This is a genomic window from uncultured Romboutsia sp. (assembly GCF_958366745.1).
Lineage (GTDB): Bacteria > Bacillota > Clostridia > Peptostreptococcales > Peptostreptococcaceae > Romboutsia > Romboutsia timonensis.
In genome coordinates this window covers 1-13,572 of sequence record NZ_CATXCO010000048.1, presented here as the reverse complement: position 1 = coordinate 13,572, position 13,572 = coordinate 1, and the positions used below count along the sequence as shown (strand labels likewise).

The 13,572-nt window shown below is 25.9% G+C and carries 11 protein-coding genes; 3 read left to right on the top strand and 8 right to left on the bottom strand.

The window, feature by feature from the left end; genetic code table 11:
• Nucleotides 1-153: 153 nt before the first annotated feature.
• The 3 genes from Q5F54_RS05225 to Q5F54_RS05215 all read right to left on the bottom strand — a co-directional run bounded on the left by Q5F54_RS05225 (nt 154) and on the right by Q5F54_RS05215 (nt 3,841).
• Nucleotides 154-969 (bottom strand): HAD family hydrolase, encoded by an 816-nt coding sequence (locus tag Q5F54_RS05225; RefSeq protein ID WP_281537583.1) that lies wholly within the window; start codon nt 967-969, stop codon nt 154-156.
• Nucleotides 970-1,125: 156 nt separating this feature from the next.
• Nucleotides 1,126-3,186: an ATP-dependent DNA helicase gene (locus Q5F54_RS05220; protein ID WP_281537584.1), complete on the bottom strand. Its 2,061-nt coding sequence runs from the start codon at nt 3,184-3,186 to the stop codon at nt 1,126-1,128.
• A 463-nt stretch (nt 3,187-3,649) separates the two neighbouring features.
• Entirely contained in the window at nt 3,650-3,841 is a 192-nt protein-coding gene (locus tag Q5F54_RS05215) for a hypothetical protein (RefSeq protein ID WP_281537585.1), read from the bottom strand.
• A 245-nt stretch (nt 3,842-4,086) separates the two neighbouring features.
• Between Q5F54_RS05215 and Q5F54_RS05210 the strand changes: the two genes are divergently transcribed.
• The 3 genes from Q5F54_RS05210 (at nt 4,087) to Q5F54_RS05200 (ending at nt 8,536) form a co-directional block, all read left to right on the top strand.
• Nucleotides 4,087-4,728, top strand: a complete 642-nt coding sequence (locus Q5F54_RS05210) for a hypothetical protein (protein ID WP_288526530.1) — start codon at nt 4,087-4,089, stop codon at nt 4,726-4,728.
• Between the two features lie 622 nt (nt 4,729-5,350).
• The gene (locus Q5F54_RS05205; protein ID WP_288526684.1) at nt 5,351-5,707 is read left to right on the top strand and encodes a two-component regulator propeller domain-containing protein; all 357 of its coding nucleotides are present in this window, start codon (nt 5,351-5,353) and stop codon (nt 5,705-5,707) included.
• A 93-nt stretch (nt 5,708-5,800) separates the two neighbouring features.
• On the top strand, nt 5,801-8,536 hold the full coding sequence (locus tag Q5F54_RS05200) for a two-component regulator propeller domain-containing protein (RefSeq protein ID WP_302334059.1): 2,736 nt from the start codon (nt 5,801-5,803) through the stop codon (nt 8,534-8,536).
• A gap of 125 nt (nt 8,537-8,661) precedes the next feature.
• On the opposite strand, the gene Q5F54_RS05195 is transcribed toward Q5F54_RS05200, so the two are convergent.
• From Q5F54_RS05195 to Q5F54_RS05175, 5 genes are all read right to left on the bottom strand, one after another.
• Nucleotides 8,662-8,883, bottom strand: a complete 222-nt coding sequence (locus Q5F54_RS05195; protein WP_302334058.1) for a YdbC family protein — start codon at nt 8,881-8,883, stop codon at nt 8,662-8,664.
• Between the two features lie 263 nt (nt 8,884-9,146).
• Entirely contained in the window at nt 9,147-9,665 is a 519-nt protein-coding gene (epsC, locus tag Q5F54_RS05190) for a serine O-acetyltransferase EpsC (protein ID WP_302334057.1), read from the bottom strand.
• Nucleotides 9,666-9,719: 54 nt separating this feature from the next.
• Complete coding sequence (gene cysK / locus Q5F54_RS05185; protein ID WP_302334056.1) at nt 9,720-10,616, bottom strand: cysteine synthase A; 897 nt, start codon at nt 10,614-10,616, stop codon at nt 9,720-9,722.
• A 556-nt stretch (nt 10,617-11,172) separates the two neighbouring features.
• Nucleotides 11,173-11,967, bottom strand: a complete 795-nt coding sequence (locus tag Q5F54_RS05180; RefSeq protein ID WP_302334055.1) for a CPBP family intramembrane glutamic endopeptidase — start codon at nt 11,965-11,967, stop codon at nt 11,173-11,175.
• Nucleotides 11,968-12,224: 257 nt separating this feature from the next.
• Entirely contained in the window at nt 12,225-13,415 is a 1,191-nt protein-coding gene (locus Q5F54_RS05175) for a DUF819 domain-containing protein (RefSeq protein WP_071120679.1), read from the bottom strand.
• Nucleotides 13,416-13,572: the final 157 nt, after the last annotated feature.

Genomic DNA, 13,572 nt, shown 5'->3' with positions numbered 1-13,572 from the left:
GAGCAATTGACTGTTAATCAATGGGTCACAGGTTCGAGTCCTGTTATTCCCGCCAGTAAAAACTCTTAGTTTATACTAAGAGTTTTTTTTATGTATAATAAATAATATAAATACACCTCTTAATAGCTATTTTGCCTTGAGGTGTATTTGTATTTAATCTATTGTTGCATATTCATTTTTTAAAACATATTTTTTAATAGTTTCAATTACTCCATTTTCATTATTAGTAAAATCTGTTTCAAAATTTGAAACTTCTTTAATTTTTTCATGACCATTTTTCATAGCATAGCTATAGTATGCATTTTCCATCATTTCTAAATCATTTAAGTAATCGCCAAATACCATAGTTTCTTTTTTGCTAATATTAAATTTCTTTTGAATTATATCTATTGCAGTTCCTTTGTTAGCATTACTACTATATATATCTAACCAATTAACTCCAGACGGTCTTACTATTATACCTGGTAAGTTAAATTTAGCAAACTCTTTATAACTATTAGTTTCTGTATTAACTAAATCATATATATTTACCTTAAATATTAAGTCTTTAACATTATTTAAATTATCTACATCAATTACGCTATCTTTATTTAAACATATATCTCTAATCTGATTTGCAATACTTTCATCTTCTATATAAAAACCTTTATCTCCAGATAAAGTTACATAAGAATTTGAAATATTTCTACCTATACTTATAAGCTTATCTATTGTATCTTTATCTAAAGTATTACAATAAATGCATTCATCTCTATAATAAACACTTGAACCATTATCACAAATAAATATTATATCATTTTTATATTTCTCAAATCTATGTACTGCTTCTCTATAATTTCTACCACTTGCAATTGCAAATTTAATATTTTTTAAATTTAGTACTTCTATAATATTTCCAAACTCTTTTGGAATATTTCCATTATTATCTAGTAATGTTCCATCCAAATCTGATGCAATTAATTTAATCATAACTATTCCCTCCCCCCTAATTTTATTTATATTAAACCTTAGCTATAAAAATTCACTTAGCTCAAGCTACATGTCGGTAAACATTTCATTTCACCAACAATAAATCCGCTTCTTAATCTACTACGTGGGCGAAATATTTAAAATTTATTAAAAATATTATTTATTATTTTCTATAAAGCTTTTAACTCTATCTAAACTTCTTGTTGCAGTTTTTTTGTACTTAAAGCTACTAAGTACTTTATTCTTATAAGTAGCAGTTGATAATCTTTCATCTAAAATACATATTATACACTTATCATCAACACTTCTTACTCCCCTACCAACTGCCTGTTTTAATGTTATTATCATTTGTGGAAGCATGAACCTAGCAAAATAGTTTGGTCTCATTTTTAATTTTTGATTAACTGGATCTCCTGGTGATGTAAAAGGCAATTTATCTATAACTATACATCTAAGTGATTGCCCTGGTATATCTATTCCTGTAAAAAATGATTTAGTAGCAAGTAATGTGCTATGATAATCTTCTTTAAATAATTCTGTAAGCTTATTTCTTCCCATATCCCCTTGTGCATAAATTTTATGACCTATATTTTTTTTAAGTAACTCTCTTTTGCATAAACCTAAGTTTCTATTAGAAGTAAATAAACAAAGCACTCCTCCATCTGTAGCCTTTATTATTTTTTCTATTTGATTAGTCATAGTGGCTTCAAAGTTTTCATCATTTCCTGGCACTGCATCCTTTGGAAGATACCATAGTTCTTGATTTGTTAAGTCAAAGGGTGATTTACCCATAAACTCTACTACTTTATCTTTGTCTATTAAATTAAATCCTAAGTTGTTTTTTAAGTATTCAAAATTACCATCAACACTTATAGTAGCTGAAGTTAATATACAAGTTTTCTCAACTCCATCTTCTTCTTTTTCTAAAAAGTATCTTTTAAAAGTTTGTGATACATCTATACTTTTTTTACCCAGTACTACCACACCTTTTTCTATTTCAACCCACATTACTATGTTTTTATCCTGTAATATATCATCTACTCTATATATCATTTCTACCATATTTTCTATAGTAGTTATAAGAGTTTTTGTTACTACTAAAGCTGATTTAAAATCATCATTTCCACCATCGTCTTTTGGTGCATCCTCATTATTTTGGTTTTGTCCTTCTATATCTAAAACTTGTTCTACATTAAGTTTTACTTTTTTCAGTCTTCTAATAGTGTCATTTAACATAAACACTAGATTTTCATTATCTGGTAAATCTTTTTGACTATCTATTATTTTAGCTCTTAGGTATATAGTTTTTTCATATCTTTCTTCTATACCTTTGAAAAACTCCTTAGCATAGTTTGATAATTTTTCTGTATTTTCAAGTCCTAGTATTTCATTTTTACGACCTAGTTTATTTTCTATTTCTTTTATCTTTTTTTCTATATACTCTACAGTACCTATACTTACTTGACTTGCATTAAACTCTCTAAGTATGTCTTCTGCTTCATGAGCTTCATCAAAAACTATAAGTGATGCATCATTAAACACTGAACTATTAGCATTCATACAACTAAATAACATATGATAATTTGTAACTACAACTTTTGCTTGTTGTGCTTTTTTTCTGTGTAAAGTATAAAAGCATTTATCTTTGTATGGACAAAAATTTGACTTACACTCTACACTATCTACTGTAGTTAGTTTTCTCATTTCATTACTTAATAAAAAGTCACTTTTAGTTAAATCTCCATCTTCTGTTTTTTGATAATAACTCCATAATCTATCCATTTCATTTTTATTAGTTAATGTTTGTTTTGCAAAAAAGTCTTCATCTTCTAGCTTATCCATGCATAAAAAGTTACCAATTCCTTTTAATACTGCTGGTTTTATATTATTTGAAACTTTCTTATTTGGATATAGTTCATCAAAAACATCTAATACAAAAGGCAAATCCTTGTTATATAACTGTTCTTGAAGAGATATATTTGAAGTAACTAAAACTATTCTTCCATCATAGTTAGTTTCTATTAAATTCTTTATACTAGGTATTAAGTAAGATATAGATTTACCAAAGCCACATGGCCCTTCTAATATAAAGTGTTTTTTATCTTTTATAGCTTTTTCAAGTAATATTGCTGCTTTTATTTGAGATACTCTTTTTTTATAGTTTTTATTTTTCTTTTTTAATATTCCGTTGTCTTTAAATATTTCCTTTATGTCCATAGTTATTACCTCGTTATATTATTTATCCTCTTATTGTACCATATATATCAAGGTTATTTTTAGCTATTATATTTTTAAAATACTAAAGTATTATAAAAAATCCAAACTATTGATAATCTATAATCTAATAATTATTTTGAGCAACGGATGTATCCGAAATACTTAGCCAACACGTTGCTCAAAGCGGTAGCAAGGATATATCGTTGGCGACATGAAATATTTCGCCGACACGTCGCTCAAGCAAAGCGAATTTTTTCATTACTTTATTGTACTTATTCCTATATTAATATAGATAAATAATCTCTAATATAAAATAAAGGCATCTCTATTTAGAGATAGCCTATTTAATATTTATATATTAAAAAAGAAAAAATGGAGTATAGTATGAATACGGCATTATATAAGTTGCAGCTAAAGCTGCAAATGGAAAAAATCTAGGTTTATATCTTCTATACATATAATTTTATCTATTAGGTGTATTTTGAGATGGGTTTTTAAAGACATCCTCCACAACTAATACTAAAACGCCTTCATCATTTATATCTTGAATGATTCCATCAAGTTTTATTCCATCTTTAAGAAGTAATATTACATGGAAACTTCTTAGTCTTTTACATTCATCTGCTATGTTAATATCATTTCTTTTTGATTTCATTATACCCCTCAACCACTAAATTGTAATTAAACTTATTAATATCTACCTTTAATATAATACGTGTACAAAAAATAATTGTTACAACTAACATAATGTTGATTATAGTAAACTAAATTTATTTGTATATAAAATTAATATTTTTTATATTTTTATAAAAGTATAGTAAATTTTCAAATATTTTTAACTATATCTTATATTATATGAATTGTTTAGTCTAAATCATTGTAAGCAAAAGGTGGGATTTTATGAAGGAAAAACATATAGGTATCATTATTCAAAATCAAGATGATAAAATACTTTTATATGATGATACTTATTATATAAAAGTAGAAATACATGAAAATGATAATATAAATAATGTTATAGCCTCCAAAGTAAAAGAAGCTGTGGATATGAATATATTCAAAATAATTGAAACTTATGTTTATACTCCAGATTCTAAATTAGTTGACCTAAACATACTATCTGATGAAGAATTCATTATGTACTTAGTAGAAGTTTGCATATATCATAATGAATTTAACTTTGTCAAAAAAGAAGACTTATTAGAGATTATCCCTAATCATAGTGAACGAGAGTTTTTTAAAGAAAATTTCGTAGACCATATTTTGTATGAAAAATCTTCACGATCATTTATATTTAACAACATATTGATTATATTTAATTTGTTCATATACTTAGGCTTTTCTATTTCATTATCCGAAACTACATTTTTTTGTATATTATTTCTACTATTTATTTCATATTTTTTAGTATCTAAATATGTAGTTCCTAAATTCGTAAACTTCTTAGTAAAATCTAAAATTAGTACAGATACTATTAATAAACTTGATTTTCTTTCTTGTTTTTTATTAATTTTTATTCTTATAAAGATATATCTATTATAATTTATAAGAATATATAATAATTAAAAGTCAAAGAATACAGTATTAAATATATTATATTCTCTGACTTTGATTTATATAATTTAATTATTAATTAATCTGTTGTGCTAGTTAATCTCTACACATATTGAAAATGCTATCCAATATTTTTTAATAATTCATTTTTATATAATCAACCATAGTAATTTCAATGACTAAATTTAACTAGCACAACGAGTTAATTATGTCTTTCTAATACTCTATATCTTAACACATCAATGTATCTAATAAATTTCGTTGTTTTTTACTAGCTAGTAACATACAATTACTTTTAACTATGGAATATTTAAAGTATGATGATAATCCTTCTTATATAATTGTCATTTTAAAATTTACTATAAATCTTTTATTCTTTTTCTTATTTATTGTGTTAACTATTTATTACCTCTTGTAAACATAATATATCTTCATTTTTCTTTAGATAAATTGTAAATATAATGAAAATTTAAAATTTATAAAAAACAATTGACAATGTATAAAATTTTATTATATTGCTTCCCAAATAAAGGAATATGTTGTAAAATAATATCCGATATATTTTTTTGGAAAAAAATGTAATATTTTGTAGAGGAACGAAAGGATATATATGAAATTTTATAAAAGGATAAGAAAGTTTTTAGTTTTACTTTGTGTTTTTACAAGTATAAATACTAGTATAATTTACGCAGATATAAACAAACACTTTAATTTTAAAAATCTGACCATTGAAGATGGATTATCTCAGTCTACTGTAGAAACTATATTCCAAGACAGTAAAGGATATATCTGGTTTGGAACTAACGATGGACTTGATAGATATAATGGTTATGAATTTAAACACTATAAATTCGACAAGTATGATAAAAACTCTCTACCAAATAACTATATTGTTGATATTATAGAAGATAAATATGGTTATTTATGGATTTCTACTATCGCAGGGTTAAGTCGAATAAACCCATAGACAGATGAAATAAAAAACTATTATACAGATAAAAATAGTGGAAACTTATCTGATAGTAATTTATGGCAGCTACTTTATACAAAGGATAATAAATTGATTGCCTCTACAGTGAATGGACTTAATGTGTACGATGAAAAGAATGATACATTTACTAGAGTTTTAGGTAATGAAAAAGACTTGCCTAGCCAATACATCTACTCTATTGAGGAAGGTCCTAATGGTCATATATGGATTGGTACAGATAATGGTCTAGTTGAAGTTGATAAAAACTTTAAAGTAGTAAAGACATATGAAGATACAGTAGCTAATAGTTCGGTGTATGAAATCGAATATGATACAAATGGTTATATGTGGATCTGTACTTTAGATAATGGATTGTTTAAGGTAGATTTATATAATAATAGTATTATTAATTATAAATCTGATTCAAATAAGTATTCTCTACCAAGTGATAGTGTTAGAGCTATTATGCATGATGCTCCAGGTAATCTATGGATAGGTACAGAAAAAGGCCTTTGTCGTTATGACTATGAAACAGATAAGTTTATTACATATAAAAAAGAAGCCTATCAAAATAATACTTTAGTATATGATAATATCTTTTGCTTATTTAAAGATAATAGTGGGCTTATGTGGATAGGAACTTATAGCGGTGTATCTATATTTAATCCAAATAGCAGTTTTATACATTTTAAATCAGAAATGGAAGATGACACTATAAATAGTAACCTAATTCAAGGTATATATGAAGATCAAGATGGTACTTTTTGGATAGGAAGTAATGAAAGTGGTGTAAATATACTTAATGAAAACTCAGTAAAATACTTAAATACAAAAAATAGTGACCTACTTAATGATAGCATTAGAGATATAACTGGACTTAAAAATAATATATATCTAGGCACTAACGAAGGTTTATCGGTTTTAACTAAAAATGATAAAAAAGGTGAAGATTACACTATAACAAATTATACAGAAGAAAACGGTCTACCTTCAAATAAAGTACGCTCATTGTATGTAGATTCAAAGGGTTATGTATGGATAGGAACTAATAAAGGTATTGCTACATTAGACCCAAATAACAATATTATAGATATAAGTTATATCTTTGAAAAAATTGGTGTATCTGATAAATTTGTAAGAGCAGTCTATGAGGATTCAAACGGAAATTACTACATTGGGTGCTTTTTAGATGGAGGATTAATTAAGATAAACCCAAAAACTAAAAAATATACAATATATAAAAATAAAGAAGATGATTATTCAAGTATAAGTAATAACTCAATAAGGTATATAACTGAAGATTCAAAAGGAAATATACTAGTTGGTACCAGTCATGGTATCAATATACTAGATCCAAAGACAGATAAAAGTACTCACTACACAGAAAAAGATGGGTTAATTAATAATACTGTATACGGAATATTATTAGATAGTAATAATGGTATATGGATGAGTACAAACGGAGGTATCTCAAAGTTATCTCTTGAAGATGGTACATTTATGAACTTTACAATTTCAGATGGACTTCAATCTAATGAGTTTAATGGAAGATCAAGTTTTAAATCTAAAGATGGAAAGTTATTCTTTGGTGGTATAAATGGATTTAATGTTTTTGATCCAGATTCTGTTGAATTGTCATTATTTAAACCACAAGTTATATTTGATAAATTTGAAGTAAACTGTGTTACTGAAAAATATATATCTAGTAAGAAATTAAAATCTACTGATAATAATATTAAGGTGAGTTTCTTTACAAATGATTATAAAAATTCAACTTCTGCTAAGTATTATTATAATCTAAACGGTGGAGATAGTGAATGGGAGGTCTCAAATTCGAATACTCTCTTATTTGCTAACCTATCTCCTGGAAATTATACTCTTAAAGTAAAAGCTATTACTCAACATGGTATATCCACCGAAGAAGCTTGTGTAGATTTCACTATTAAGCGTTCTTTTTGGATAAGTAATCTTGCTATTTTTATTTATGTGATTATAATAGCAATAATAATATATTTGCAAATAAATAAATTAAAGAAACTAGATCAATTAGTTAATAAAAGAACACAGGAATTAAGAGGTGAGATGAAAAAAAATAAACAGCTATTTGAAAAAATAATAGCATTTGAGAAAAATAAAAATAATTATTTTGTTAATATGTCTCACGAGCTAAGAACTCCATTAAATGTACTAAATGGTTTAAATCAATTAATAAAAGGACTTTCAAAAAAAGATACCTTTATAACTCCAGATAAGCTTTCTTATTATATGGATGTAATGGAAAGAAACTGTTCTAGACTATTAAGCTTAATAAATAATTTAATAGACTATGCTAAAATTGAAAATAATAGTTATACACTTAATAAGAAAGATGAAAATATAGTATACTTGGTTGAAGAAATTGTCCTTGATATGAAGGACTATATAGAAGGAAAAGGAATAGATCTAATATTTGATACAGATACAGAAGAAAAAGAAATTAGCTGTGATAAATTAGAAATAGAAAGATGTATAGTGAATTTATTAGGTAATGCTGTCAAATTCACTCCTGAGGGTGGTTTAATCGAAGTTTTAATTCAGGACTTGAAAGATAAAGTAAAAATAAGCGTAAAAGACAGCGGTATTGGTATTCCAGAAGAAAAACAATCTATGATATTTGATAAATTTAATCAAGTAATAGATGATAACTCAAAGCAAAAAAATGGTAGCGGATTAGGGCTTACCATAACTAAACATCTTATAGGTTTACATGGTGGGGAAATCTACGTAGAAAGCAAAGTTGGCGAAGGTAGTGAATTTATAATAATTCTTCCTATAAACAATAACTAAACAATAAATTAAAAAGCAAGGGCATTTAATATATATATTAAAATCCCTTGCTTTTCTAGTTTTAACATATTAGAAATAATCGTGTAGATTTTAAACCTACACGATTGTTGTATTTATATATTTTATTATATATCCATATTATTTAATAAATTTTTAAGCTGTCTTAATTCATCAATAGATAATGTTATCCCCTTACCCATTTTAACATGGTCTGGTGCCCAATCTCTTAAGTCATATTTAGCTTCTCTATTATTCCAGCTTATAAGATTTAGTTCTTTTGTCCAGCCAGTACTACTTTCTGATACTACTCCAACTTCTTCTACTATATCATATTTTATATCTGCCATTTGTATAGTCCTTCTTTCTATCATTAGTTTCTATAGTAAATAATATACCATTATTTTGTAAAATTTCAAAATAATATATACTTATCATTATAGTATAATTTTACTGTATATCATTTTCACAAGCTTTGCTTTTTCTAAAGTATATATATACTCCTACTATACCTATAGCCATTATAAAAAAGCAAACTATAATAATATAAAAGTACTAAGTATAAAATAGATTGTTATCTATTTATATTTAGTACTTTTATTAACTATATATATTATTTATTTATCTTAACAACTTTACCTGGTATTCCAACTACAGTAGCCCCTTCAGGAACATCATCAAGAACTACAGAATTAGCACCTATTTTAGAGTTTGAACCTATTTTTATATTACCTAATACCTTTGATCCTGCTCCAATTACAACATTATCGCCTACAGTTGGATGTCTTTTTCCCTTTTCTTTGCCTGTACCACCTAAAGTTGTTCCATGATATATTGTTATTCTATCACCAAGTTCTGCAGTTTCACCTATAACAACACCCATACCATGGTCAATTAATATTCCTGCTCCAAGAGTTGCCCCTGGATGTATCTCTATTCCTGTTAAAAATCTTGCTCTTTGAGAAATTAATCTTGCTAAAAAAAGTAAATTTTTCTTATATAAAAAATGTGAAATCATATGTGCTAATCTAGCGTGTATCGATGGATATAATAAAAATACTTCTAACTTCGTTCTAGCTGCCGGATCATTTTCCATTATATATTCTATATCTTTTTTAATTTTATAAAACATTTAAATCGACCCTTTTTTATTAAAATTACTTTCCTTATTGCATAAATTATATAATTAAAATATTCCCATAGACATATATTTGTCTATTCCATCTGGTGCTACTGTAACTATCTTTTTATCAGGATACATTTCACATAATTTTAATGCCGCATATATATTAGCTCCTGATGATATTCCAACTAATATACCTTCCTTTTGTGCCATTATTCTAACACCTTTGTAACTTTCTTCATCAGTTATAGTCATAACTTCATCTACAACATTTTCGTTATAATTTTTAGGTATAAATCCAGCCCCTATTCCTTGTATCTTATGAGATCCTTTTTTATTTTTATTTATAACTGGTGAACCTTCAGGTTCAACTGCAACTACTTTTATATTTGGATTTTGCTCTTTAAGATATTTACCTACTCCGCTTATAGTTCCGCCTGTTCCAACACCACATACAAATATATCTATATCCTTAACTTGATTATATATCTCAACACCTGTTGTTTCATAATGTGCTAAAGGGTTATATTCATTGTCAAATTGTTTTAAACTTATATAATTTGAATTTTCACTTAAAAGTTTATTCATCTTTTCTATAGAGCCTTTCATACCTAAAGACCCATCTGTTAGTATAAGCTTAGCTCCATATGCTTTCATAAGAGTTCTTCTTTCTACGCTCATAGTTTCTGGCATTACTATAATAACTTTGTATCCTTTTAAACTTCCTATCATAGACAAGGCTATTCCTGTATTTCCACTAGTTGCTTCTACTAATACATCACCTTTTTTTAATAGTCCATTTTTTTCAAGATTTTCTACCATATAATAAACTGCTCTATCTTTTATACTCCCTGCTAGATTATACTTTTCTAGCTTTACATATATATTGGAATTTCCTATATTATTTAATTTAATCATAGGAGTGTTTCCAATCATATCTAATACATTATTATTTATCATACTAATCCCCTTCCACTTTATTTAATTCATTTATTCCATTCATACATTTAAGGTATTTTAATAGCATTTTAATATAAATTTATACCTATTATATTTATAGATATTCAATTTCTAAAAAGTATAATATACTTTTTAATATAAAATTTATAATTATTTAATTTTAAATGTATAATCTTCAAAATCTAGTCAATAATTTAAATATAATCCTCATTATATTACTCATAATATGCTCATTATTTTTTTATTTTTTATACTCCACAAAAAAGACAGGTTTTTAACCTGTCTTTTTACTATCTATTTAATGCTTTTATTACAAATTGTATATAAGCATTTTTATAATGCATCCTTTTCTCAACTTACCTTATCTACACTTTAGTCTATATAGTAAAGATATAGTCCTTGCTATAAATTTTATAAAACTTTTAAATAAATGTATAACTTCTATATATTTGGGCATAATTTAAATACATCCTTATTATATTACTCATACTCATTTAATAAATATTTTTCATATTCCATAAAAAAGACAGGAATCGGGACCTGTCTTTTTTATATACTATTTATTAATTCTTTTACTAAATACTAGTTTATTTTTAGAAAATGTATTCTTTTTCTGCTTTTTTATGATAATAGTCCATAATATAATTGATATTATAATATTTATAGGATTACAAAACAAATATACCTTTGATATATTTATTCCCATAGTAGAAGATGCTATAATTATAAAATTCCATAAAGTATGAAAAATTGCCAAAGGCAATATATTATTTAATATAATAGCTAGTGGTACAAAAGCAAACCCTAATAAACTTGAAGCTATTACATTAACTAAAGCTTGAATTAATGTTTTTCCAGCAAATATTGTTGTAATGTGCATAACTGAAAATCCTAAACTACTTATAATCATTGCACTTATTAAATGTATTTTTCCCTTTAATGTGTTTAGTAACATTCCTCTAAACATTATCTCCTCTGAAAATCCTGCTATTACAGTTCCTATTAATATAAGAACTATACTTATTAAAGTAGTACTATTAAAGTATGATATGTTTTTATAAATCCCTTCTATAAATTTATATAACATGGATATTAATATAAAAATATATGGTATAAACCATACTAACTTATCTTTTTTTATCTTTGAAAATCCTATATTCTCTAGTTTATAAAACTTTTTTATAATATAAACTATATACCCTGATGATATAATTTGAATTATAGAATTTCCTATTAATTGAGCTAAATTATTATCACTTGTGATATCAAAACTACTCATTACCATCGATCCAATTATCATTATAAGTTCATAAACTATTATTGATCGTATTGATATTTTTAAATCTTCCAAAGAATCCCTCCAATTCCTTTATTTCATTATATTATAACATAATTTAACATTATTCTCCTCATCATATTAATAATATAGTTTCCTTATACGTAAAAAAGACTTAAGTTAAACACTTAAGACTTTTTACTCTTTAAAACTTTATAAATCTAGATTTCTTTGCTTTAATTTCTCTTTATTTATTAATATTAAACATATAAAAAAGGCTAGACTTTGGATACATCCATAGTTCTAACCTTTTTAACTATTTATAACTATTACTACAAAATAATTTGAAGTATATGTCCAACAATTATTCCTGCATAATTTCCTAAAACATATCCCCATACACCAGCTATCATTGTAGGAACTATTAAACTATTCCATCCTTTAGCTATAGCCATAGCCACAGCTGTAGTTGGACCTCCTATACAAGCATTCGATGCAAGTAATAGTTCGTCTAATTTAAACTTAAACATTTTACCAACTAGTAAAGTTACAACTAAATGTATAGACACTGCTAATATACAGAAAATTAATATAAATGCACCATTTTTTATTATTTCAGATATAGATGCAGGTACTCCAAGAACTACAAAGAATAAATAAATTAAAAATGTACCTATTTCCTCAGCTCCGTTAATTTCTTCTAATTGTTTAGAGAACACTGTAGCCACTATTAACATTAAAGTTGTCATTATTAGATACATATTTCCCAAAATAGAATTAGCTATTTTTAATATCATATTTGAAGTAGGTATTATTGCTGAGATATATTCAGATAATAAATTAGATAAACTTGCTACTGAAAAAGCAATTGCTAAAGAAACAGCTATATCCTTTAATGATATCTCTTTTTTTGTCCAATATGTAGAACTTCCTCCACTACTTTCTTCACCTTCTGTAGCCATACCCCATTTGTTTTTGAAAAATAATATTGAAGGTATTGACATAGTTACAAAGAAATATACAGCCATAACTAAATTATCAGCTACTATTGTTGCATTAGTTATATTTTCTGGAGTTTTAAAAGCATTTGTCATGGCAACAAAATTAGCTCCTCCTCCAATATATGAACCTGTCATCATTCCAGCTATCTCAGCTATATGTGGTATTAGTGAACTTAGTAAAAATGCTGATATAAACGTACCTGCTACTGTTCCTAGTGCTGATACATGAAATGCACCTAACATTTTTCCACTTTCATTTTTAACCTTTTTTATATCTGCTTTTAATAATAAAAGTGGTATTGCAACTGGTACTACATATGTCCAAACTGAATCATATACACTACTTTCTGTTGGTATTATTTTTAGATTTGCAAATATAATTGCTCCTAATAATGCTATAATTGCACCTGTTACCTTAGATGCCCATTTGTATTTTTGTTCAAGTACTATACTTATCGCAGACCAAACTACTAAGAACGTCCATAGCATCCACGTATTATCACTACTTATAAATGAGTTCATATTATCTCCTCCTCTTTATGTCTTACTCAAAGTGGATTTTACCATATATGATATATTTCATCATAGGACCACTCCCCTTGCTTTTTCAGTATATAGTGGTCTATAAAATAATAATAGGATACCAACATTGGTATCCTATTTCATAATATATAAAAAT

Bases quoted from the DNA above. Each gene is read 5' to 3' on its own strand.
- Q5F54_RS05225 (WP_281537583.1), bottom strand. From the start codon at position 969: ATGATTAAATTAATTGCATCAGATTTGGATGGAACATTACTAGATAAT.
- Q5F54_RS05220 (WP_281537584.1), bottom strand. From the start codon at position 3,186: ATGGACATAAAGGAAATATTTAAAGACAACGGAATATTAAAAAAGAAA.
- Q5F54_RS05215 (WP_281537585.1), bottom strand. From the start codon at position 3,841: ATGAAATCAAAAAGAAATGATATTAACATAGCAGATGAATGTAAAAGA.
- Q5F54_RS05210 (WP_288526530.1), top strand. From the start codon at position 4,087: ATGAAGGAAAAACATATAGGTATCATTATTCAAAATCAAGATGATAAA.
- Q5F54_RS05205 (WP_288526684.1), top strand. From the start codon at position 5,351: ATGAAATTTTATAAAAGGATAAGAAAGTTTTTAGTTTTACTTTGTGTT.
- Q5F54_RS05195 (WP_302334058.1), bottom strand. From the start codon at position 8,883: ATGGCAGATATAAAATATGATATAGTAGAAGAAGTTGGAGTAGTATCA.
- epsC (WP_302334057.1), bottom strand. From the start codon at position 9,665: ATGTTTTATAAAATTAAAAAAGATATAGAATATATAATGGAAAATGAT.
- cysK (WP_302334056.1), bottom strand. From the start codon at position 10,616: ATGATAAATAATAATGTATTAGATATGATTGGAAACACTCCTATGATT.
- Q5F54_RS05175 (WP_071120679.1), bottom strand. From the start codon at position 13,415: ATGAACTCATTTATAAGTAGTGATAATACGTGGATGCTATGGACGTTC.